The organism is Thioclava atlantica (genome assembly GCF_000737065.1).
GTDB classification, from domain to species: domain Bacteria; phylum Pseudomonadota; class Alphaproteobacteria; order Rhodobacterales; family Rhodobacteraceae; genus Thioclava; species Thioclava atlantica.
On record NZ_AQRC01000003.1, the window covers coordinates 302,965 to 326,457 of the forward strand.

Annotated in this window: 17 protein-coding genes and 1 tRNA gene; 7 read left to right on the plus strand and 11 right to left on the minus strand. The window is 63.2% G+C overall.

Features of this window, described 5'->3' with window-relative positions; all coding sequences use genetic code 11:
- Positions 1–81: 81 nt before the first annotated feature.
- The 3 genes from DW2_RS05775 to DW2_RS05785 all read right to left on the minus strand — a co-directional run bounded on the left by DW2_RS05775 (position 82) and on the right by DW2_RS05785 (position 3,508).
- A complete protein-coding gene (locus tag DW2_RS05775) occupies positions 82–1,218 on the minus strand; it encodes a hypothetical protein (RefSeq protein ID WP_038144393.1) in 1,137 nt (378 codons plus the stop codon).
- A gap of 146 nt (positions 1,219–1,364) precedes the next feature.
- Positions 1,365–2,729, minus strand: coding sequence for a TolC family outer membrane protein (locus DW2_RS05780; protein WP_038144395.1), 1,365 nt, complete (start codon positions 2,727–2,729; stop codon positions 1,365–1,367).
- 128 nt (positions 2,730–2,857) lie between these two features.
- Positions 2,858–3,508 carry a protein-L-isoaspartate O-methyltransferase family protein gene (locus DW2_RS05785; RefSeq protein ID WP_038144397.1) on the minus strand — a complete coding sequence of 217 codons (651 nt, stop codon included), beginning with the start codon at positions 3,506–3,508 and terminating at the stop codon, positions 2,858–2,860.
- Between the two features lie 194 nt (positions 3,509–3,702).
- On the opposite strand from DW2_RS05785, the gene DW2_RS05790 reads away from it, so the two are divergent.
- Positions 3,703–3,776, plus strand: a tRNA-Cys gene (locus DW2_RS05790).
- Positions 3,777–4,032: 256 nt separating this feature from the next.
- Positions 4,033–5,436, plus strand: coding sequence for a site-specific integrase (locus tag DW2_RS05795; protein WP_238321270.1), 1,404 nt, complete (start codon positions 4,033–4,035; stop codon positions 5,434–5,436).
- 17 nt (positions 5,437–5,453) lie between these two features.
- Here DW2_RS05795 and DW2_RS05800 read toward each other — a convergent pair whose 3' ends face one another.
- Complete coding sequence (locus DW2_RS05800; protein WP_038144401.1) at positions 5,454–6,194, minus strand: hypothetical protein; 741 nt, start codon at positions 6,192–6,194, stop codon at positions 5,454–5,456.
- A gap of 136 nt (positions 6,195–6,330) precedes the next feature.
- On the opposite strand from DW2_RS05800, the gene DW2_RS05805 reads away from it, so the two are divergent.
- Positions 6,331–6,573 carry a helix-turn-helix domain-containing protein gene (locus DW2_RS05805; protein ID WP_038144567.1) on the plus strand — a complete coding sequence of 81 codons (243 nt, stop codon included), beginning with the start codon at positions 6,331–6,333 and terminating at the stop codon, positions 6,571–6,573.
- A gap of 110 nt (positions 6,574–6,683) precedes the next feature.
- Here DW2_RS05805 and DW2_RS05810 read toward each other — a convergent pair whose 3' ends face one another.
- From DW2_RS05810 to dsrO, 6 genes are all read right to left on the minus strand, one after another.
- Complete coding sequence (locus tag DW2_RS05810) at positions 6,684–9,308, minus strand: DEAD/DEAH box helicase family protein (protein ID WP_038144403.1); 2,625 nt, start codon at positions 9,306–9,308, stop codon at positions 6,684–6,686.
- Entirely contained in the window at positions 9,305–11,197 is a 1,893-nt protein-coding gene (locus DW2_RS05815) for a DNA methyltransferase (RefSeq protein WP_038144405.1), read from the minus strand. The genes DW2_RS05810 and DW2_RS05815 overlap by 4 nt, the downstream gene beginning before the upstream one ends.
- A gap of 150 nt (positions 11,198–11,347) precedes the next feature.
- On the minus strand, positions 11,348–12,667 hold the full coding sequence (locus tag DW2_RS05820) for a hypothetical protein (protein WP_156102891.1): 1,320 nt from the start codon (positions 12,665–12,667) through the stop codon (positions 11,348–11,350).
- A 667-nt stretch (positions 12,668–13,334) separates the two neighbouring features.
- Positions 13,335–16,430 carry a molybdopterin dinucleotide binding domain-containing protein gene (locus DW2_RS05825; RefSeq protein ID WP_038144410.1) on the minus strand — a complete coding sequence of 1,032 codons (3,096 nt, stop codon included), beginning with the start codon at positions 16,428–16,430 and terminating at the stop codon, positions 13,335–13,337.
- Positions 16,423–17,568 carry an NrfD/PsrC family molybdoenzyme membrane anchor subunit gene (gene nrfD, locus DW2_RS05830; RefSeq protein ID WP_081874871.1) on the minus strand — a complete coding sequence of 382 codons (1,146 nt, stop codon included), beginning with the start codon at positions 17,566–17,568 and terminating at the stop codon, positions 16,423–16,425. The genes DW2_RS05825 and nrfD overlap by 8 nt, the downstream gene beginning before the upstream one ends.
- Positions 17,555–18,517: a sulfate reduction electron transfer complex DsrMKJOP subunit DsrO gene (gene dsrO, locus DW2_RS05835; RefSeq protein WP_420340831.1), complete on the minus strand. Its 963-nt coding sequence runs from the start codon at positions 18,515–18,517 to the stop codon at positions 17,555–17,557. The genes nrfD and dsrO overlap by 14 nt, the downstream gene beginning before the upstream one ends.
- A gap of 241 nt (positions 18,518–18,758) precedes the next feature.
- Between dsrO and DW2_RS05840 the strand changes: the two genes are divergently transcribed.
- From DW2_RS05840 to DW2_RS05855, 4 genes are read left to right on the plus strand one after another with little or no spacing between them, the layout of a single operon-like run.
- Positions 18,759–20,021 (plus strand): amidase family protein, encoded by a 1,263-nt coding sequence (locus DW2_RS05840; RefSeq protein ID WP_038144412.1) that lies wholly within the window; start codon positions 18,759–18,761, stop codon positions 20,019–20,021.
- Positions 20,022–20,030: 9 nt separating this feature from the next.
- A complete protein-coding gene (locus DW2_RS05845) occupies positions 20,031–20,774 on the plus strand; it encodes a 5-oxoprolinase subunit B family protein (protein ID WP_038144413.1) in 744 nt (247 codons plus the stop codon).
- On the plus strand, positions 20,771–21,787 hold the full coding sequence (locus DW2_RS05850; RefSeq protein WP_038144415.1) for a 5-oxoprolinase subunit C family protein: 1,017 nt from the start codon (positions 20,771–20,773) through the stop codon (positions 21,785–21,787). Before DW2_RS05845 ends, DW2_RS05850 begins: the two co-directional genes overlap by 4 nt.
- Positions 21,784–22,536 carry a LamB/YcsF family protein gene (locus tag DW2_RS05855; RefSeq protein WP_038144416.1) on the plus strand — a complete coding sequence of 251 codons (753 nt, stop codon included), beginning with the start codon at positions 21,784–21,786 and terminating at the stop codon, positions 22,534–22,536. Before DW2_RS05850 ends, DW2_RS05855 begins: the two co-directional genes overlap by 4 nt.
- A 9-nt stretch (positions 22,537–22,545) precedes the next feature.
- Here DW2_RS05855 and DW2_RS05860 read toward each other — a convergent pair whose 3' ends face one another.
- A complete protein-coding gene (locus DW2_RS05860; RefSeq protein WP_038144417.1) occupies positions 22,546–23,484 on the minus strand; it encodes an asparaginase in 939 nt (312 codons plus the stop codon).
- Positions 23,485–23,493 lie beyond the last annotated feature (9 nt).

Below are 23,493 nucleotides of genomic sequence, written 5' to 3' on the forward strand. Positions count from 1 at the left end.
GCCGATCACCGCCAAGCAGAATTCATGACGGCGCGACCCTGCTCGGGCGCGCCGTTCTTTTTTCGCAAATCGGGAGGCGGTTCAGTCGAAGTCCCGTGCCATGAGCGCACGCTGCACTTCGCGCCGGATCATCTTGCGCAGGTTGCGCGTCATCCGCGTTCCGAGCGACCCGCGCAGCTCTTCGCGCAGAACCTCGGAGACGAACTGCCGGAGCTGACCCTCGTCCATCGCGAGCGCGATGGGGTGCAGGCCCGCTTCGACCGGCGGTGCGAGTTCGCCCTCCTCCGCCTCGAGCATCTCTCCCGCCAGGCCGTCATCGGGCTCGTAAGCCTCCAGTCGCTCGCGCAGCCCCTCGTAACTGGAGGGACGCGCCTCGGGCGCGGGCCGGCGCCGCTCCGCGTCGCTCAGATGGAGACGGCGCGGGACGACCCGTTCCGGCTCCGGCGCAGGCGGCGGCGGATCGACATCGAGCATTTCATCGAGCGCGGCCGTCTGGTCGGGATCTTCGGGCCAATCGCCCTCGCTCACCTCGAACTCCGCCCCCAGTTCGAGCGGTTCCGGCACGTCCTGCGCCACGTCGGCCTCATCCGCATCGACGGTGAGTGCGGCGTCATCTTCCTCGTCAGTCTCGTGCTGCGGTACGTCCAAGGCCTCGGTTTCATACGCGTCCGGCAACTGCGTCAGCGGGTGCGTTCCCTCGGGCTCGAACCTGTCGCCCTGCTCCGGTTCGAACTCGAGACCTTTGCGCGAGACCTCTGCCTCGAGGGAGGCAAGCGTGGTCTCCAGCCGGTTCAACTCATCCCCGAGCGTCGCCTTCGGCAACTCGGTCGCATCGGGCCAATGAACCGAGGCATCGTCCTCGAATTCGGGCTCGAAGTTCTGCGGCGCGCGGCGCGCGGCCGAAATTTCGGTGACATTGTCGGGCGCTTCCGGGGCGGGCTCACCGGTCATGTCTGCCAGATGCGCACCCGACGGATCTTCGGGGCTATCCGCCACCTCGCCCGACTCGTCCGACCAGAACCGCGCCTCCGGGACGTCCTCTTCGGGCATCTCGGGCTCGGGCCGGATCATATGTGCCGGGGTGAGCACGAGCGGGTCAGGCTCCGGCATCGGGACCGTGCGGTAGGTTTCAGTCGCCTGCGGGCTATCCTGCGACACAAGCCGCCTGATCGACGCGAGCACGTCCTCGATTTCGGGTGTGGGTCCGGTTTCAGCCATTGCAATCCCATCCTGAAGCGCGTTCGCGCCCCTGTCCAGTCACCTGCTGCATGGATAAGGCGAAGAGGCCACCGCGCCACATGCGCTCAGGTCGGCGGGGGCAGCCGAAACCGCCCCCGCCAGAAACGAATACCGAAATGGGTGTCTTACTTCTTCCCCATCGCCTCGAGAACGCGATCGAGCCGCTTGCCCTGCGGGCTGAGCGTGATGGGCGCGTTATGCACCGCATTGTAATAGGCGGCCGGATCATAGGTCGGGATCCCGAGTTTCAGGTTGTCCACCGTCAGAAGACCCATAGCGGACAGAAGTTGATAATAAGCTACCTGCAGCGTGGCCGCCGCGTCGATCCGGCCCGCCTGCGCATCGAGCAGGTCCTGCTCGGCCGAGAGGACATCAAGAGTGGTGCGTGCACCCAGAAGCGCCTCTTCCTTCACGCCCTGATAGGCGGTGCGCGCGGCCTGCACCTGCTGGTCGTAGGCCGAGATCTGCGCCTTCGCGATCTCGATTGCGGACCAGGCATTCGCGACGTTCTGCGCCACGGTGACGCCGGCCTGGCTAAGCTGCGCACGCGCCGCCTGATCGTTCGCGATCGCCTGACGCTGTCCCGAAATCAACGCGCCGCCCGAATAGAGCGTCTGGTTCAACTGGATCTTGGCCGAAGTCGATTCCACGCCGCCCTCGGCATTCTTCAGACCGAGCGAGCCGGAAATCGTCGGCATGCGGTTCGCCTTCGCGTAATCGACCCCGAGGTCATAGACCGCGACGGTGTGCTGAAGCTGCTTCACGCCCGGATGGTTGCGCAGAGCGATCGCACGCGCGGCCTCGATCGTCTTGGGCAGGGCAGGAGCTTTCGGGAAGGCGGCAAGCGCGCCGGGATAATGCCCGGTCGCGGCCTTGTAGGCCTCGCGCGCGGCGCGCAGCTTGCCCTGAGCCGCCGCCAGCGAGGCGCGGGCGGATGCGAGCTGAGCCTGCGAGAGCGACACGTCGGTCTTGGTCACCTCGCCCACGTCGAAGCGGTCATTGGCGGCCTTGAACTCCTCGCCCAGAACCCGCACCGAGTTCTGGTTGATCGCGATCTGTTCGGACGCGCTCTTGACGTCGGAATAGGCCTGGATCGTCGCGAGCAGCACATTCTGCTCGACCGAGCGCAGCCCCTCGCGGGTGGCCAGAACGCTTTCCTTCTTCATCTCGATATTCAGCTTGTTGCGGCCGAAATCGAACAGGGTCATGGAGGCGCCCAGAGTGGCCGAGGCGGTGCGGGTCGAATTCGCCAGCTGGTCGGAATCCTGGTACTCGTACTCCGCCGTCCATTGCAGGACCGGGCGCAGCTTGGCGACCGCCTGAGCCACGTCCTCATCCGCAGCGCGCAGCGTCGCGCGGTTCTGTTCGAGAAGATGGGAATTGCGATAGGCCGACACGAGCGCGTCAGCGAGCGTCTCGGCGCCGGCCGCCACCGGGGTCAGCAAGGTGGCCACCGCCACGATCGTCAGTCTCAAATTCTTGCGCAACATGCCTCAACCCTCATCGTTTTGCAGCCGCGCTGTCGCCCGGACAAGTCGCGCGCCTCATTTATTAGATGCTACAGGCAATGCGCGCGGATTCAATTGCGGCATTGTGTGTAGCCGAAACGATGTGCCCCTCAGAGCACGAAATCGCGCTGCGCGGCGAAGCCCGGCATAACCGGAGCCGTGCCATTGAACATGTCGCGCCACGAGATCACCCCGTCGATCTTGTAGCCGATCCGCGCCACGCCGAGCGCGCCCTCCATGAAGATCGCCGCGATCCGGCCGCCTTCCTTGAGCTGATCGGCGATCGCGTGGGGGACCGCCTCGATCCCGCCTTCGATCAGGATCGCGTCATAGGGGCCGTGCTGCGGGGCGCCCGCGGCCAGCTCGCCTGCGACCACGGCCACGTTATCGGCCCCCGCCTGCGCCAGCGCGGCTTCCGCCTGCGCGGCCATGTCCTCGTCGTCGAGCGCCACGACCGCCTCGGCCATCTCCGCGATCACCGCGGCCGAGTAGCCGAGCCCGCATCCCAGATCGAGCACGAGATCGTCCGGCTGGATGTCCAGCCCGTCGAGCATCTTGGCGAAATTGCGCGGCTCGAGCAGCACCCGGCCCGCAGCGATCTCGACATTCTCACCGATATAGGCGGCTTCACGGCGCGACGCCGGAACGAACTCCTCGCGCGGCACGTGCAGCATCGCGGCGATGATCGGGAATTTCGTGACGTCGTTCGGGCGGACCTGCGTATCGACCATCATGGTGCGACGCGTGGCAAAATCTTGCATGTCGTGAACTCTTCGGTATGGAACCCGTTACGGTTTCTGCCACAGATACCCCAGAGGGGCAAGCTGCGCGATGGTCGCACACACCCCGTTTCCGGGCAGAGTCCCCCCCTCGCCAACGCACAGTCGCGGCCCGCCCGCAACTCCGCTCTTGCGCGCGCGCCTGCGATACCGTATCTGACGCCAACACCACGGATGGCGAGTTGGCGGAGTGGTGACGCAGCGGATTGCAAATCCGTGTACACCGGTTCGATTCCGGTACTCGCCTCCATTTCCTTCTAAATCATAGGCTTAGCGGCTTAGCGGTCGGGTGTGACACAAAGTGGGACACACACCCTATGATGCTGTCATCCTATCTAAGCCGTTCAAGACATGGGATTTACTACTTCCGCTGGCCTATCCCTCCGTCCATAGAAGGAAAGCGCGCCACAGTCCGCGTCTCCCTCCGCACACGCTGCCCGGATCGGGCTGGTGATTTGGCCCGTCATCTTGCATCCTGCGGCCGATTTCTAAGCGAGAGCAAAGCATTGGCGGGACTTAGGCAAAGCGAGATACGCGAAAAGGTACAGGCCTACTTCAAGGCGCAGTTAGATCAGTACCTTGACTGGCTGGACCGGCGCGGTCTGTCGCAGAACGCCTTGGCAGACGCGCGCGAAGAAGTGCTGGACCATGAGAGTTTCATGGACATCAACAGCGCCAACCTGATCTGGCTTCCGGTCGCGCGCTTCAAGACCAAGATGGAGGTGTCCGATGCCGATTGGGACGCCAGCATGCCCCGGATTGCGACCGAGCTACGGAAGGGCCGCCGCGACATGCTGAGGCGGGTTCTGGACGTCGCAGAGCGCCTTGAGCATTACGCCTATGACGATGCGTCGGCCCTCTCCCCCGCCCCTCCTGAGGCGCCTCCAGCCGCCTTGCTGGCATCATCGTCGCTGGGCACGGCAGTGGATGACTTCATCACCGAGCATTCCCGCCAGTGGGCTGAAAAGACCACCGGGCAAAACCGAGCTTACCTGAATATCCTGATCGAATACTTCGGGCGTGGCCGGCTGCTTGCCACGATCACGAAACAGGATGCGAACGAGGTGAAAAAGGTGTTGCAGGCCCTTCCGGCAAACCGGAACACCAAGCCCAAGTTGAAGGCCATGCCGCTGATGCAGGTCATCAAGGAACCGGGACACCCGAAAATCTCCCCCAAGACGATCAACAGCCACATCCAGATGTTCAAGATGTTCTTCGACTGGGCGGAACGTCACGGGCATTCGCCGCACGTTCTGTTCGATAAGATGAAGGTGGCCAAGGCCAAGAACAGTGACACCGAGCGCAAGCCCTTCTCACACGAACAGACACGCTTCCTCTACACCGAGTTGACGGACAACCCGTCCGGGCTGGTGCGCAATGACAGCCACAAGTGGGGCATGCTTCTGGGTATGTTCAGCGGGGCGCGCTTGAACGAGATTTGTCAACTCGACATTGCCGATATCCAACAGAACGGCGGGCTTTGGTTTCTGAACATCACCGACGAAGGTGAGGGCAACAAACGGGTGAAGTCCAAGGCAGGCAGGCGCAAGGTCCCGCTGCACGCTGAGTTGATCCGCCTTGGCTTTCTCGACTTTGTGGATAGCCGCCGGGGCGGTGCGCGCCTGTTCCCAGATTACAGCTACCATCTCAAACACGGCTATGGCCGTAGTTTGAGCCGGTGGTGCAATGAGAGTTTCTTGCCGAAGTTGGGCATCAAGGAAAGCGCGCTGGTATTTCACTGTTTGCGGCACACGTTCGTTACGCGACTGGGCCAAGCGAACGTGCCGGAACCGATCATCCAGTGCATCGTAGGCCATGCCCGGTCTGGCGTCACTCAAGAGGTCTATTTGCGCGAGGGGTATACCCTGCCCCAACTCAAGGAGGGCATTGACCGCTTCGCCATCGGCTGAGGCAACTGGGCCGGTCTTCAAACAGCGGCGGGGCCGGTCCGCATGGCCCCGCTCCACAGCCCCTCCATTCCATAGGAGAAGCGACCCGCCTCAATGCGGATACCTTCCAACGCTTCGGATGACATTGCGGTCAAAGTAAGGTCGGCGATACGCTCTGGATCGAGTTCCTCCATTCGACCAAGGTCTTTGAGTTGCCTTGCTATGAATGAGACCCCCATGGCGTGCATGTCGGGATTTGGCACCTTGGCCTTGTGAGCCTGCAACGTCCCGTCAAGCGCCCCGAGCGCGGCGGCTGCAAACTCTGCATCGTCCACGTCCCGGCCTAGGGCGCGCAAGAAGCCTATATGATGCAGGCTAGCGGCGCTTTTCACACCCTCAAGGACATCAGACAGATCAGGACCGCCGAAACCCGCAGATTGTTCAGCCGAGGCATCAACCGATGCCGCGCTATCGTCCCGCTTTAGCGGCACAAGATAGTCGCCCTCGGCCTTTGGGTTCATCTCGCCTGCACAGAAGGCGCTCACGATGAAGGCGACCCCGAGCGGGAACACGAAGGCCAGCAGGGCAAAACCCACCACGATGAAGAGCCACCACTGCGCCCTAAAAAATCGCATCACGCCTGTGGCAATCAGCAAGCGCATCTGCATGTTCCACCAGTAGCGCCCCACGACAGCAAGGCTTGCACTCGCAGCAGAAACGCCCTCCGCCGCGGCGCCGAAGGCAACGTGGTGGTCGGGGGACTTGTCCTCTGGTCGCATTGGCACTTCCCATTCCTTCCGAGACGCCATGCACCGCCCCAAGAGTGCGCACGAGCACGCACCTGCCATATCTGATTTTTAGATAACCACATTTTGGATATAGTCAACGCGCCCAGTGCAACTGCATGGGGCCTTCATGCCGAAAACTCTCGGAGATCAAAGGCATGATGCTCTTATCCGCTATCTCATCGAGAAGCGGAGCGAGGCAGGCTTGAAGCAGGTGGAACTTGCGGAGCGGATGAAGGTCTATCAGTCCTTCATCGCGCGGCTTGAAAGCGGTCAGCGCCGCGTCGATGTCGTGGAACTGGTCAAGCTGGGTGAAGTGCTGGGTTTCGATCCAACCGAGATCGTGGACAGGTTGACCAAGATGTCGGACTGAGCGCCAAACTGAACCCGCTTATTTGCCCCGGTAGTGGGGACGGGCCGTTCTTTAGACCACCAATCCCACACATTTAGACAGGTCTGTACATTTAGCCAGATGGAACCGGGCTATGCGCCCAGCGCCTCAATCTCGAACGCCGCTTTGAAGTCGATATTAGCTTGTCCCGTCTCGTTGAAGAATGGCAAGCCAAGGATGGTATAGTCCCGCCCTCGGAAAACCGTCTCAAGTCTTGCTTGGACCTTCACTTGCGCGAGGAAGTCTTGCTTCCAGTCATCCTTCGGTCGCAACTGGTCGCCCTTGGGTTCGATAAATAGCTGCAAAATCGTGCTTTCCTCTTGCCCCTTCTTCCTCAGAAACAGAACGAAGTCTGGCTCAAAGGCGCGCCCGGTGTCAAAGTCGTACAGCTTCACCGCCTTCTCGTTCCTCAGCAGGTAGAAGTCGTCATAGATATCGCGCAACCGGGCTTCCTGATCGTGCATATACTTGATGAAGTGCTTTTCCTGATCGGTGCCGTAGCTGTCTTCATAGGCGTGCCAGTCCTTGCCGCTCAAGTCGATCTGGTCCAGTCCGGGGACGTTACTTTCGGCCCAGCTTAGCCCGGTCTCGCCTTCGATCCGCAGTTTCAGTACCTTGTCGGTGAAACGGTCCTTAATGGGGTACGGCTTAAAGTCTTTGGTACCGATGTATTCGACGCTTTCGCGCTTCACACCGCTTTCGATCTCGTGCAGCACGTATTGCGTGATATCTAGCTTTTGTCGTGCGGCAAGGTGGGCCAGGTCATCCGGCAAGCCGCGCACGCTTACCGTCACGCCGCCCAGATAGGCGTCAGAGGTCACAAACTGCGATGCGCTGGCAAGTTGTGGGAAGTATGTTCTCAGACTGGTGAAATGAAAGAAGTCGTTCGCGTCCATTGCAAAGCTCAGTATGGCCCTGCCGAAGTCCGCCAACTTGAAGTCGCGCGACACAGGCTCCTTGCTCGACGGCTTCAACGTCAACTGGCCACCGCCGAAAGCTGAGGCTTCCGTTACCCGACCCGTCATCAAGCTGGGATAAGTGAAGCGGCCTTCGATCTTGTAGGCGTCCAGCCCGGCCACTCCATCGCGCGGGTTCTTCTTCCGGTCGTTCATCCAGACGTATTCCCCAGCATACAGGGAAGTCTGCTTGAAGCCGTCCTTCAACCGCAACCGCACCGTGCGGGCGGTTTCGTCCAGCATGCCGGTTTCGCGCAGAGCGTTGCGGATGTCTTGGATGTACTTGGGGTTGTGGGAACAGTGATAGTGCAATTCCTCCAAGATGCGCAGGGGGTTGTCCATCGCGTTGTCGTACTTGCGCTTCTCTCGCGCCGCCTCGGGCTGATCCGGTGCCATGAAGGGGAAGTATCGCGCCCCGCGCCCGATCAACTGCGCCTCGGCCATTGTGGTCTTGCCCACCTTGTTCGCCTTGCCGTCGCGGGTATCGTATAGACGCACGATGTCGAACAGGTTCAGAACGTCCCAGCCCTCGTTCAGCTTATCGACGGCGAAGATAACCCGTATCTCGTTGTCGCGTTCTTCCAGCGCGTTCAACTGTATCTGTCTTCTTTCGAGATCGGTCGGATTGTTGACGTTCACCACCTTTTCGCGGCCAAAGTCGCCCTGCAGCTCGCGGGCGAAATCCGGGCCACTGAGGCCCCTTTCATCCATGATATAGGCAAAGGCCCGTGAAAGCGTCTCATCGCCGCCAGAGGCCGCCCTGAGCGCGTCCAGTGCATCACCGGACAATCCCGCCACCATCGCGCCGAAGGCCGCTTCGTTGTCGGCGCTTTCCTTGATTGTCTTGGACTTCATCAAGATCACCGGCTTGCAATGCAGCCCGTGCGCCTCGGCCACCTTGCGGCGGTATTGGCTCAGCACCATCGCCTGCATCATCCGGGCCTCGGGCGGCAGATCGGCCTGCCGCAACTCGATGTCCTTGGAATAGCCATCCTCTCGAAACTGCCGCAGCGAATAGTCGTACAGTATCTTGTCGTGGTACTTAGCCCGGATCGCCTCGTGAGATAGGTCCACGGTCGCCGTAAACTCCAACAGCATGTTCTCGGGATGCTGGCGGAATATCTCCGCCACCGTGCCTTCCCAACTGGCCTTCTCCTCGGCCTCAACTACCGACAGCGTCTTCTTGGTCTCGGCGTTCAGGTGGTGCGCTTCGTCCGAAATCATCACCACCTTGTAGTCGCGGAAGTCTTCGATTGTTACGGAGTTTTCTTTCGGCTCCGTCATCCGCTTGTGCAGCCCTTGCATGGAGGTGAAGTGGATGTTGATTGCCTCTTTGTTAACCGCATCGAAAGTATCCACGGCGCGGATGTCCACCGACTTGTCGTCTATCCGCACCATAGGGGCGAACAGGTGCTTAGCCGATGCAGGGTTCAGGAAGTTCTCCTTGGTCTTCTCGATGATCTGGCCAGAGTTCACGAAGAACAGGAAGTTGCGATAGCCGCGCCGGTAAAGGTCAAGAATGAGAGCCGCCATCAGCACCGTCTTGCCGCTGCCCGTGGCCATATGGAACAGCAGATGCGGGGCCTTGGGCCGCCCGTCGTACTTGTCGATGTAGAACAGCCAGCGTTCCAGCGCCGTTCGTTGGTAGGGGCGCAGTTCGATCTTGGGCGACAGGTTCGCGGTGATTTCGTCGGGTAGATCGACCTTGAGCGCACCATACTTGGCGAGTGCGTCAAACTCTTGGCTAAGGCTCTGGGTCATTCCGTGATCTCGTAAAAAGAGCGGGTCGCGGCTGCATCTTCGTCGGAGATTTCAAAGTCTACATCGCCAAGAGAGCCGAGATTGACGTAAAGGTGGTTGGCATCGAGGCAATCAATCAAAACGCGCTTGGCGTCGTTTAACGGAAGCGCTGCGAAGTCGTCTAGGTCGAAGCCACGCACGTCCGCGTCAGGGCGGAGATAGCCAGTGGCTTTGATATCGGCATGGATGGTCTGCAGCGCCGCCATGTCTAGGGCCGCCTCGATGCGAGTAGCGAAGCCCGAGTTGGAGGCCGCGAGTTCAGCATATACAAACGATCCGCCGCCTTGCCATCCAACAGCTTTTGATATGCCTCCTTGCTCACCCTCAATGACCTTCTTGAGGCGTTCCATGGTTAGGTTGCGCACATATCCCATTTGTTCAACAGCAAGCCATTGACGCTGCATTTTCGATGCAGCGGCGGACATGGTACCCGAGCCAACAAAAAAGTCCAAAACTAAGTCACCGGGTGACGTCGTAATTTCGATGATGCGCTGCATGAGTTTTTCGGGCTTTGGCGTGGGGAACGTATCCTGCAAACCGAATGCCATTGCTTCGCGCTTAGCGTCTTGATTATCTCCTGCAAAACTGCGGAGCCAAAGCGTCTCAGGAACAATTCCGTTTTTCACCTCGGACAAAAATGACTTTTTTCGGGGCTTATCCATCTCTTGGTTCGCCCCCCACCAAAGGCGTCCGTCTTCGATGTTCTTGAGTGTAGTATCGCGCTCGCTAGCCCAAACGCGCGATCTTTCCGGCCAAACCTCCTCTCCTGTGCGAGGATGAATGATAGGATAGTATAGATTAGGTCGTTCTTCGGCGGTTTTATTGCAAGTGTATACCACAGATTGCCATGGCCCACGCGGGTCATTATCTGGGTTCTTATAGTTCGAGAGTTGCCCTTCATCCCTCTCGACAGGATTAAACCCTACTGATTGAACATCCTTCACAAATACCAATAAGTGATCGTGACTCTGGCTAAACCCAGTTGCGTCATTCTGCTTGGCATACTTTTTCTGCCAAATCACATTTGCGATGAAGTTGTCTCGTCCGAAGACTTCATCCATCAATACCTTGCAATAGTGCGCTTCTCTGTCATCTAAGTTGACAAATATCACACCATTCCGGCTCATCAGCTCTTTAGACGCTTCAAGCCGATTCCGCATAAAGGTCAGCCAAGCCGAATGGTTAAAACGATCATTATATCGGAAGCCGTCATTGCCGGTATTATAGGGCGGATCAATATAGATGAGCTTCACCTTACCCGCATACTTCGCTTTTAACGAATGCAGCGCCAACAGGTTGTTGCCTTTGATGAGTAGATTGTCGTCCTCCGCCACCTGCCCCACTGGCTTGGCCTTGCCTGCCGCCACCGCCTCCGCATCCCAGCGCTCCCAGCCGGTCAGCACCTTGGGTTCAAACAGCCGCGTGATGTCGTCGGGAGCCAGCGTCGTGTTCCAGAACACCTCGTTCCGACCCCGGTCCTCTTTCGTCATGGCGCCTTCCAGCACGCAATCCTTGTAGGGCCACGCCAGCACCACGTCGCGCGACTGACTCAGGTAGTTTCCTCGACCGTCGGTCAGCCCGATACGGTTCTTGAAGGCGGTGTAGCTGTCGGGCAGGAATGCCTTGTTGGACACGAAGTCCTGAAACCGCACCTTATCGAAGACCAGCGCGCCCGCCACCTCAGTGAAGAAGTGCGCCTTAATCCTTGGGGACTGCATCAGCAATTCGAGCAGGCGCGGCTCCATATTCAGCGCCGCCTCGATCACAGCGTTTTTCAAGATCGCCCCGTCCGATATAAAGGCTTGGTCCGCCTGCAATAGTTCTGTCAGATCGTTCAGCAGGTTCTGCATGACCTCGCCCCCATAATTTGGTCTTCTTGCCCGACATGTGCCTGATCGAGCGGCGCAAATCCACCCCGGCTCTTATTTTACCCGGTAGTGGAGGAACTCAAGCCATAGGGACACCCGCATAATAGATCCGCATCCCCCACCGCATCACCATCAAGCCGATAGTTTCAGTGTGATCTTGGGCATCTGGCCGTATCGGGCATGGAACACTGCCTCCATGACCCGGATGAGTTCATCCTTGTGATCGGCTGCGATGATGAAGCTGTCATGCACGGGCAGGACCGGCATGCCCCTATCCGCGAAGTGCAGCATGATCTTTTCGGCCATGTCGCTGTCTTCGCGTTGCAGGCAACGCCCGATGCCGGTGCCGAAGATACCTGGCAACATCGGGAAGGCATCCTTGACTCTCTGCCGGAACGCCTCAGCCGTCATGCCATGGGCGGCACTGTCGAAGTTACGCGGCTCCTTCGTGGTGCTGTCGGCATTCAACAGGGCAAGAAAGGTCGTCTTGGCGTGGTCGCGCAGCATCTCGTTGTCCGCGATGCCCGGCACAAGGCTGTAGGGGTCTGGTGGAATATCCAACCCCGACTTGGCGAACAGGATAGCCGGGTGCAGGCCCTTGAAGTCGGCTTCGACGGTGGGCTGCCCGTCGATGGTGATGAAGGGCCGCACGTACCGTTTGGCGTGCTGCCACCAGCCGCCGTAGAAGCGCCCGCCTTGCGCGAAGCTGCGGTTATTGAAGACGCGGTAGAGGTCCGTTCTCTGGCCGCTGTACTTGTCATCAAAGTCGATCAGCGCATGGGCCGAGCGCGTCAAGGCGATGTCGGTGCCTTCCAAGAGATCGTTCAAGCGCCGCAGATTGGTGCGCATCGCCTGCGTTTCTGGTGTGTCGCTGTAGCGGGTCAGGCGGCCTTCGGTGTCTTTTAGCCGGATGACTTCATCACGCCTACCGATGGTGAAATCTCGGGTCGCTATGCCTGACAGGAGCAACAGCGTGCAGGCCGCTTCCGTCAGCGCATAGCGGGCCGTTTCGCCGTAGCCGTCCTGTCGATGTCCGGCCTTCACCATGCAAACCAGACCGCGCTCTTGCAGCAGCTTAAGCGCCCTCACATGGTATTGGACCGACATGAAAGCGGGCCGATAGCGCACTTCGGCCTGCAACGGCCCCTTGCTACTCGAAATGCCCACCGTAAGCCCTTCGTCCACTGTTCGGACCCGCATGAGGTTGAGCAAGAGGACGCGCAGGCAACCAACGAACCTACCCTGCTCCACCGAGTTCGGTTTGCGCTGAAAGCCCTGCAACCAGTGTTCGCGCAGGCTATCCAGCACCGGGGCCAACGCGGCGTTTGCAGCTTGATGGTGCAACTCAAGGTACGGCTCGAATGCCCATGCCCGCACGCCTCGCTGATCCGGCAACTCGGCAATCTGTTCCTCGGTCAAGAAGGTCTTCAAAGACGCGGGCACATCGGTCATCGTAAAATCACGGCACATTTTTTCGTACCCCTATCTATCCAGTCGGGCGCGGCATCTTCCCCCCATGCCCCCCCTTGACCCTGCGCACAGATACCATGCATCGTCCATGCCCGAGGATGCCGAAAGTCGGGTACCGCCGGACATTGGGCTACCCGCAGCCGGGCATGCCGCCAAGTGTGTGCCGGTTGACAGGATCGCCCCTAAACCTGCATAGGTGTGACACGAAGTGCGACACACAACTCAACCTCGCACTCGATTGTTCAAGCCTTCCAGTGGCTTAGAAAAATGGTAGCGGGTCCGGTACTCGCCTCCATCATCAAGCCGAAATTCAATCTCCTGCTTGCAGACCGGAATTCCGAGCCTGCCCTGTGCTCGGTTTGTCCCAAGCGATTTGAGATTGTGGAAAGCGGCTGACCGATTGGCAGTGCCCATTGGGCGGAAGGACCATCCGGCAGAGGCTCGCCGTCACCTGTCACCCCCCGCACCGGCCACTTGCTCGATCCCGTCGATCTTCAGCAGGAATAGAAGAATGGTTGAGGTCCGGTGATCCGGAAGCCGGGGCCGCTTCGAAGAACAGCGACTTCCATAGAAGGGCCGCGCTTGGCTCTTTTTTCCGGTGTGAACCGGATCTCCGTGCCCCGCGGGTGGGCGGGGCACGGAAGCGTCTTCAGGCCACGGCACTCACCGCCCGCACCCGCACGGGAAGGCCCTGACGGACGGCTGCGCCGCTGATCGGCTCGAGCCAGGTTCCGGCCACGCTACGCGTCGGGTCCGCGAAACCGAGATCGTTGAGGCTCACCCCTGCGCCGATCCACGGGTTGCCGCCGTATTTCTCGCCGTCGATCCGGTGTTCGGCGGCGCCGAGTTCGCGATGGCCGAAGCCATGCTCGATCCCCAGCGCCCCGCGCATCACCCCTTTCGTGACGAGAGCGGTTCCGGTGACCTTGCCGCCAGGGCTCTCGATCTCGATCGTGTCCCCGTGCTCGATGCCGAAGAGGCGGGCATCGGCCTCATGCAGTAGGACCGGGTTATACGGCTTGATCATCCGGAGCCGGTCGAGCCCTGCCGCATAGGGGTTCATCAGGTTCGACTTGAACGAGAATGCGAGGAGCGGCCATTCCTTCTCGGAGAAGACCTCGCGCATCGGCGTCCCGTCGGCCAGGCTCGGGATGACGAATTGCGGCACCCCCCGATGATGCTTGCCGGTCTGGCTGTCGATCGAGGTCGCGACCTCCTCGTTGTAGACGCAGAAGGTGCGCTTCCAGCGGTTGCCGAGTTTCTCGCCCTGATGGGCCTTGGCATAGGACTGGAACCGTCCGCCGCGCGAGTAGAGATAGGCGACGGGGCCACGCTCTTCCTCCGGCAAGACCGCCTCGATCTTCGGCAGCAGCGGTGCGAGCCCGCTCATCTCCACGTCGTCTTCCGTCGCCTCGGGCAGCTGGTCGCCCTGGAAGGCGATGTTGGCCGCGGCGCGAAGGAAGAAGTCCTGCGCTGAATCGAGCCCGACCAGGCTGCCATCGGCGGCCGGGATCGCCTTCTCGCCGAAGCCCGGCAAGCCCAACCGCTTGGCCACCGTGATGAAGAAGCTCTCCATGCTGACCGGTTCGCCATCGGCCGTCTTCGCCTGACGCGGCTCGATCACCGGCCAGCAGGCCGTGGTCATCTTCACCAGGTTGCCCGACCAGGCGCCCGTGAAGCCCCAGACCTCGTACATCACCGAGTCGGGGAAGATGTAGTCGGCATAGCGGTTGGTCTCGTTGATGAAGCCGTCGACCGCGACAAAGAGGCCGAGCTTCTTCGGATCCGCGAGCTTCTCCGCGATCAGGGCATTCAGCCCGGCCTGCCCGTAGAGAGGGTTCGCCATGTTCGAGATGATCGCCTTGATCGGATAGGGATACCCGTCAAGCGTCGAGGACAGATGCTCGGTCAGGGTCGGTGGCGCCAGCGATCGCCACGGAGCCTTCGCGGGGTAGGGGTTCTCGCCCGCCGCGACCTTGCGCTTGTATTCCGAGGATTTCTCGTAAGGGAACTTGGAGCGCGACAGGAAGATACCCTTGGGCTTGCGCATTCCGGGGAAGGTCTGAAGGTCGTAACGCGGCCCCTTGGTGATCCCCTTGAAGGAACCGCCGCCCTGAGCCGCCCCGCCGGTATGGTTGACCGACCCCGCAAGCAGGTTGAGCATCTGAACGCCGAAAGCCGCGTAGAAACCACCGCCCGACATCATGCCGCCATGGCAGTCGGCCGCGGCGCGACGTCCGCCCGCCTTGAACCGGGCCGCGATATCGGCGATCCGTTCCTCCGGTACGCCGCAGGCCTCGGCATAGTCGGCGAAGCTGTTCTCCATCGCGGCGTCGCGCAGCAAGGCAAGGCTGCTCTTGACCGCGACCTGCGAGCCGTCGGGCAGAGCCACGGTGGCGTCGACGAAGAGATCGCCGCGAGGGGCCTCGGAGGCCGCGATCACCGCCCCACCGCTCATCGCCATCGGGGCATCGTCCTTCGCCCCGGCCTCGGCCAGACCGAGATCCGACTTGCGCAGGAAGTGATCCTTCTTCGGATGGCCGTCCTCGACGATCACGAGATGGGTGGCGTTGGTATGGCCAGCCTCTCCCGCCGCGTCGGCCGCCGCTTGCGAGGGCAGCGCGAGGAAGTCTTCCGCGTAGCCCTCGTTCTCGAGAAGCCAGCGGATCAGCGCCATGGCGAGCGCCGTATCCGAACCGGGGCGCACCGGCACCCAGTTCGCCCGGGCGCCCGCGCTTTCGACCACGGAGGCGTTGAGCGCCGGATCGACCACGACATAGTCGAACGCCCCACGCGCCCGGGCTTCGGCAAGAAGCCGGCCCTGCCGCTTGAACGGGTTGCCCGCCTGGCTCGGCGCGGAGCCGATGAACAGGGCGAAATCCGCATTGGCGAAGTCGGGCTTCATATGGGCGTATTTCGCCATGTCGTTCATCACCGCACCGGACCCCATCCGGAAGGCGAGGCCGCAATAGGCGCCGTGGTGACCGTAATTCCGGGTGCCGAACGCGTTGAAGGCAAACCGCTTGAGCAGGTCGGACCGACCGTAATCGGCCGCTTCCATCACCAGAAGCTGGTTCGTCTTGGGGCCGAATTCCGGATTGTCCGGGTCGATCAGCGTCTCGTAGTCATTGAGCGCCTTGAGGCCCTCGACCGCGCCTTCGCCGAACAGGTCGCCGCCCTCGCAGATTTCCTCGATCGCCTGCTCGAAGCTGACCGTCTCCCACTGGCCGCTGCCGCGCGGGCCGGTCCGTTTGAGGACGGAGAGCACCCGGTGCGGACTGCCGATCTGAGCGATCATCGCATTGCCGCGCGCACAGGCCGTGGAGCGGTTGATCTGGCCCTTGTCGTCGTAGCGGCTGAGGCCGCACAGCGCGTCGCGTACCGGCGTGTCGAGATCGATATGCGCATCGGCCGAAAGCGGGTTGTAGGGGTTGCCCGCAACCCGGATCACGCTGTCGGTCTCCTTGTCGATGCGCACCCGCACGCCGCATTTCGTGGTGCAGCCGTAGCAGACCGTGAAGGCGATCCGCTGATCCGGGTTCGGCGTCAGATCACCGGTCGCGGGATCGACCTGGAACTCGGGTTTCGGGGCGTTGCCATAGATCGGGTGGGCGGGTTTCTCGCCCGAACTGCCCGTGATGCCGTGCGCGAGCTTCTCGAGCGGTTCGGAATAACCGGCGGCAAACGTGGCAGCCCCCCCGGCGGCAAGCGCACCTTGCAGCAATCTGCGACGATTCTTATCCATAGTTCGGCTCTCCTTGAACTGCGGAGGGAATTTCAGCCTCGTCGCGACCACCGAGGGCGGTGCGCCAAGGAACGAACATGTTGATGATCAGGACCACGGCCAGCCACAGGCCGAAGCTCCCGACGATGCCGAGGATCCCTTGCGACCCGGGATCGATGGCGTAGTGCTGGAAGCCCGCGCTGTTGCGCGCCACCGTCTGCACTTCCATGAGGACGGTCCAGCGGAACATCCAGGCCACGTGGAGCGCGAGCAGGCCGAGGATCCAGCGCGTGCCGCGCAGCGATCCGAAGATCTCCATCAGCCCGGCTCCGAGGAAGAGGACGACACCGACGACGACGTTCCAATAGGCCAGTCCACGCCAGTCGGGGTTGTTGCGCACCGAGTCGATCGCGGCGGCGACGGAACCCTCGTTCATCGTCAGCCCCTGGGCAAGCCAGCCGGCCACGACGAGCCCCGCCAGCACCAGCGAGACAAGGATCACCGTCAGCATCTGGTCACCCGCGCGCGGATGACGAAGACCGGAGAAGCGGTTGAGCACGACCACCAGGCCCGCTGCGCCGATGAGGCCGGTGATCAGGAACATCGCCGGCAGGTATTCGGTATGCCACAGCGGGCGCGCCTTGAGGATCGCGACTTCCGCGCCGGTATAGATCATCACCCCGAGGGAGAACACGACCGCGGCCAGCCCGACGAGCACGACTGCCCAACGCGGCGTCTCCCACTGTCCGAGCGGCACGATCCGGGCGAGCCAGCCCTGCACGCCGCCCGCATTCGCATGGGCGCGCATCGGGTTGCGCCAGACCAGCCAGCCCAGCACCACGACCGCCCCGACATAGAGGGGCAGGAAGAAGCTGCCGAGCGCCATCCAGGAGGTCGGGTTGGGGTAGGCGTAGAAATGCCAGAACCGCATCGGCTGGTGCAGGTCGGCCAGAAGCGTGATCGGCGCCACGATGGCGGTGCTGACGGCGCCCAGCAGGGCCAGACGGCCCGCCGCCTTCCAGTTCTCCCGCCCGAAGATCACGCCCGGCACAGCCAGCCAGAGCGACGCGTAGGAGAGCGCGATGAGAAAGAAATACTGGACCGCCCAAGGATACCAGGCGATCCCGTAGCGCGGTGCGATGAGTTCAATGCTCTGCATATTCGTACCCCAATTCCTGACCTTCGTGGTCGCGGACGTCCCACAGGCCCGGCACGGCGGCCGGCCGGGTCGCGAAACGCTCGTCCATCCCCAGATAGAAGACATGCGGAGAGGTGTTCTTCTCCGGCTTGAGCACCTTCAATTCGTCGTAATGCTCGTCGATCATCCGGGAGATCTGGCTCTTCGGATCGTGGATATCGCCGATGATGCGTGCGCCACCGACGCAGGATTCGACGCAAGCCGGAAGCAGACCGGCCTCGAGCCTGTGAGCGCAGAAGGTGCATTTGTCGGCGGTCTGCGTGCGCTCGTTGATGAAGCGCGCGTCATAGGGACAGGCCTGAACGCAATAGGCACAGCCCACGCAGCGGTCCGAATCCACCACGACGATCCCGTCTTCCCTCTGGAAGGTGGCCCCGACCGGGCAGACGGGGACGCAGGGCGGGTTGTCACAATGGTTGCACAAGCGCGGCAACATGAACTGCGCCAGCCCGCCGGTTTCGGTGCTTTGAACCTCGGATTGCGACACGATCGTTCGGAATTTTCCGAGCGGTGCCTGATTTTCGATGTGGCAGGACACAGTGCATGCCTGACATCCGATACAGCGACGCAGGTCGATGAGCATCGCGTATCTCTTTTCGGGATCGCCACCGCGACGCGGTGGCTGATCGTTAATTCCAGCCTCAGCAACACTCGCCAGCGGCACGAAAGCCGCACCGGCGGTAATGCGTGCCGCCTGGCCTAGAAACAAACGTCTTGCCAGATCCATGGTCTCGCACTGCCTCCTTACCCTTTCCGGACGAACACTCACGCCGCTATCACGGCCTCGTGTTCGCCAACTTTGATGCAGCGCAAACCAGAGGCAGAAACATAGCCGGTATGCACTTGAATCATATATGAATTTTCGATCCATGAATGGGGATGACGTGTCGTTCCCCTGCGGGAGGGCCATCTTCTCAGGCGCCTGACGGGTTCTCGGAACGGTCCGCGACTCCGGCCGCGCGCCCGGGAAGAAGTTCGGCGGGAACTGCAGAAAAGCGCTATGTTGACGCGCGCCAGGAATGGCGGATGCTGGCCCGGATATGCGCAATCAAATGGGGAGGTGCGCCCTGCCCCGCATTTCCCTAGAAAGAAGTGGCCCCCGGTGATCGGCCGGGAGGTGATCGAGGAACCCGAAATCATCCGGAGGTCGCATGAGCGAGGAATTCCGCAGCAAGGTCGCCCAGGCCATCGCCCGGGTCGAGGCCCTTCCCGAGCCCGAGCGGCGCGCGATCTTCACCGAGTTCACCCCGGCGCGCATCCGCTCGGACGCCGAAGCGCTGATCGCCCGGCGTGACGCGGGCGAGGATATGCCGCTCTTCGGAACGCTCGTCTCGGTCAAGGATCTCTTCGACGAGGCGGGCCAGGTGACCTCCGCGGGCTCGCGGCTCTTGGCCGGCCGCGATCCGGCGCGTGAAGATTGCGAGCCCGTGCGCCGGTTGAAGACGGCCGGGGCTCTGATGTTCGGGCGCAGCTCGATGTCGGAATTCGCCTATTCCGGCGTGGGCCTGAACCCGCATCACGGCACCCCCTCGAGCGCGCTCGTCCCCGGCGCCATCCCCGGCGGGTCCAGTTCCGGTGCGGCCGTCTGCATCGGGCTCGGGATCACCGATGCGGCGATCGGCACCGATACGGGCGGCTCGCTGCGCGTCCCCGCCGCCGCGAACGGGATCTGGGGCTACAAGCCGAGCCACGGGCTGCTCGACGCTCGCGGCGTGCATCCGCTCTCGCCCAGTTATGACGATCCGGGGCCGATGGCGCGCGATCTCGGGCTCTTGCACCTGATGACCGAGGTGATGGCCGGGCGCACCCTGCCCGCCGCGCCCGAGCGCCCGCTGCGCCTTGCCGTGCCTGATGGCGCCTTCACCGACAAGCTCGCGCCCGAAGTGTCCGCTCTCTTCGAGGCGGAACAGGCGCGGATCGCATCCGCCGGGCACCGCCTCGATCCCGTCGACATGACCGAGATCGGCGCGGCGATCATCCTCAATCGCACCATCGTCGCGGCCGAGGCGCTCGAGATCTATGCCGGAGATCTCGAGCGGCTGGAGGAGGTCGGCGATCCGCGGGTGCTCTCCCGGATCCGCTTCGCAGAGACGCTCTCCTCCGAGGAGATCGCCGAGGCCTATGCGGAGCGCGCCCGCATCGTCGCGCTGTTCGAGCGCAAGATGGAAGGGTTCGACGCCCTGCTGGCACCGGTGCTGATGCGGCTGCCACCCACCATCGCCGAGGTCGAGGACCAGTTCGACCGGCTCAATGTCGCGATGCTGCGCAACACCTCCCTGATCAACCTCGTCGATGGCTGCGCGATCGCGATGCCGTCCCCCGGCCTAGCCCCGCCCTATTCGATGACCATGCTCGCGGGTGTTCACGGCGCAGATGCGGCGATCCTTGCGGCGGCCCGGCAGTTGAGCGGGTGACGGATCGCGATGGCCGAGACGGTTCTCACGCCTGAGCTTCTCCCTGCCGGGGCCGACGGGTTCGTGCTGCGCTTCGCTCTGACGCCGGAGCCGCGCGCGATGGCGGCGGCGCGCAGTCTCGCGGACCGGCTCGAGGCAGCGCCGCCCCCCGGCACGGTCGAGATCGCCCCGGCGCTCGTCTCGGTGCTGCTGCGTTTCGACCCCGCCCGGACGGACCGCGAGACGCTCGCGGCGCATCTTCGCACCGTGGCGCAGGAGATCGCGGCCACCGAGCCCCGGATGCCGGAGCCTTCGCGGCGCTGGACCATCCCGGTCTCGTTCGGCAACGAGAACGGGCCGCAACTGAGCGATGTCGCGACCAAGCTGGGAATGGGCGAAGACGCCGCGATCCGCGAGATCTGCGCGTCCGAACTGCGCGTGCTCACCATCGGCTTCGCGCCGGGCCAGCCCTATATCGGGCTTCTGCCCGACGCCTGGCACCTGCCCCGGCTCTCGGAACTCACCCCGACCGTTCCGCCCGGCGCGGTGGTGGTCGCGGTGCGCCAGATCGTGCTGTTCGGATCGGCCTCGGCCACCGGATGGCGGCAGATCGGGCGCGCGGCCTTTCGGACCTTCATGCCCGAGCGCCGCGAACCGATGCCGCTCCGGGGCGGCGACGCGATCCGCTTCGCCCCCGCTTCCGCCGCCGAGATCGACGCGCTCTCGGGCGAGGGCGACCGCATGGGCGGAGCGCGGCTCGAGGTGCTGCGATGAGCGCGCTTACGCTCCATCGCGCGGACGGCCTGCTCACGGTGCAGGATCTGGGCCGCCCCGGCCATCTAGCGGAAGGGCTGTCGCGCGGCGGCGCGATGGATCGCCGCGCGCTTCTCGAGGCGGCGGCGCTTCTGGGTGCGCGCCAGCCGCCAGCCGGGATCGAGATGGCGGGCGCGGGGGGCACCTTCACGGTCAGTGCCCCGACCCGGATCGCGCTGACCGGGGCGCCGATGCGCGCGACGCTCGATCAGGAGCCGCTGCGCTGGAACTCCACCCATCTCGTGAACCCCGGCCAGCGCCTGCGGATCGGTGCTCTCCAGGCGGGCGTTTACGGCTACCTCGTGCCGGCAGGCGGGATGGCCACGCCGGACTGGCTGGGCAGCCGCGCGGCGCATCTCACGATCGGAATCGGGCAATTGCTGAGCTCCGGCAGCGAACTCCCCATCGGCCCGGATCCGGAACCGCACCGCCCCGCCCTCACCCTTCCGCCCGACCCTCGCTTCGAGGGCGGTGTCGTGCGGGTGATGGACGGGCCGCAGACCGCGCTTTTCGATGCCGAGGTGATCGAGGCCTTCTACGCGACCGAGTTCACGCGCGGGGTGCGCGGCAACCGTCAGGGGGTGCAACTTGAAGCCGCGAGACGCTTCACCTCCGGCCACGCGAAAGGGCTCGCCTCGGACCTGATCGGTCCGGGCGATGTGCAGATGACCGGCGAGGGGGCGCCCTACGTCCTGATGGCCGAATGCCAGACGGTGGGGGGTTATCCCCGCCTCGGAACGGTCCTGCCCGCCGATCTGCCCCGCATTGCGCAGGCTGCACCGGGGATGAAGCTGCGCCCGGTCCACGTGACGCTCAAGCAGGCGATCGCGCTCCACCAGCCCGAGGCGGAGGAGCTGCGCGAGATCGCGGCCCGCTGCCAGCCCTTGGTCCGGGATCCCGCCACGATCCGCGACCTGCTATCCTATCAACTCATCGGCGGTATCACCCGCGGCGACGATCTGGAGAGAGAATGAAGATCGACCTCAATTCCGATATGGGCGAAGGCTTCGGGCCGTGGCAGATGGGCGATGATGCGGCCCTGCTCAAGGTGATCTCCTCGGCCAATATCGCCTGCGGCTTTCACGCGGGCGACCCGCAGGTGATGGCCCACACGATGCGCCGCGCGGTCGAAACGGGCGTCGGGATCGGGGCGCATCCCGGTTTTCCCGACCTGCATGGCTTCGGCCGCCGCCGGATGACCCTCTCGAGCGAGGAGCTGGGCAACCTCGTCACCTATCAGCTCGGTGCGGCTCAGGCGATGGCGCGGCGCGCGGGCGGCAGCGTGCGCCATTTCAAACTGCACGGGGCGCTCTCGAACATGGCCTGCGAAGTTCCCGCGATTGCGCGGGCCTGCTATGAGGCCGCGCTGCAGGTCGATCCGCAGATCGTCCTGGTCGGGCTGCCCGCGACCGCGATGGAGGCCGTCGCGCGCGAACTCGATGCGCGATGGGCCGGGGAGATCTTCGCCGACCGCGCCTATGAGGCCGACGCCTCTCTCGTGGATCGCTCGAAACCCGGCGCGGTGCTGCACGATCCGGCCGAGATCGGTCCGCGCATCGAGGCCATGCTGCGCGCGGGCGCGATCATCACCGAGAGCGGCAAGCAGATCCCCTGCCGGATTGACACGGTCTGCGTGCATGGCGACACCGCCCGGGCGGTCGACATGGCGCGCGCCCTGCGGACCCATCTCGAAGGCGCGGGGATCGGGATCGCACAATTCTGACGGCGGCAATCAGGTCTCGGGGGTGAACTCCCCGCAGAGCGATACCGCGAGCCTGTCGCGCCCTTTCGCTCCGAGCGAAAGCACATGGACGAGCTTGGCATAGGCCGCTTCGACCGTCATGTCGCGCCCGTCGATCACGCCGTGATCGCGCAGGATCGCTCCGGCCGCATAGGTGCCGAGCGCGATCCCGCCCTCGGGACACTGGCTGACAGCAATGACCGGAATGTCGCGGGCCTGCGCGAGTTTGAGCGCGCGGCGCAGCCCCTCGGTATCGGGCGCGGTGCCCGAGCCGTAGCAGCGCAGCACCAGCCCGTCGCATCGCTCGGCGGCGAACTCGAAAAGCGCCTCCTCCGTTCCCGGCGCCACAGCGAGCACGGCAACCCGCGCGGGCTGCATTCGGTGACGGATCAGATCGGCCCCAGGCTGGCGCGGCGGGATCTCCGAAGGGTCGGCCGCGAACGCGTCGAAGGCGCGCGAATGGCTCTTGCGGAGCCGCGCCCCGTGCAGCCTGCGGCCGGCGAACTGCACCCAGACACCGGGCGGGGCATTGCGGGCCGCGTCGAGCGCCTCGATCAGGTTGCGCCCGCCATCGGAGCCTTCGACGGTCAATGGCAGCATCGACCCGGTCACGATCACCGGCTTGCCGAGCCCTTCCAGCGCGAAGCAGAGCGCTGCCCCGCTATAGGCGAGCGTATCGGTGCCGTGGGTCACGACGAACGCGTCATGGCGGGCGTAGCCCCGCGCGATCTCCTCCGCGATCCGGTCCCAGTCCTGTGGCCCGGCATTGGCGCTGTCGATCAGCGGGCGCAACGCGCAGAGGTCGACATCTGCCGCGGCTTCCGGATGCCGGGCGAGGAAGGCCTCGATCACGCCTTCGCGCGGCGCGAACCCCTCCGGGGTCGGCGCCATGCCGATCGTGCCGCCGCTATGGATCACCAGAATCGTCACGTCTTCGCC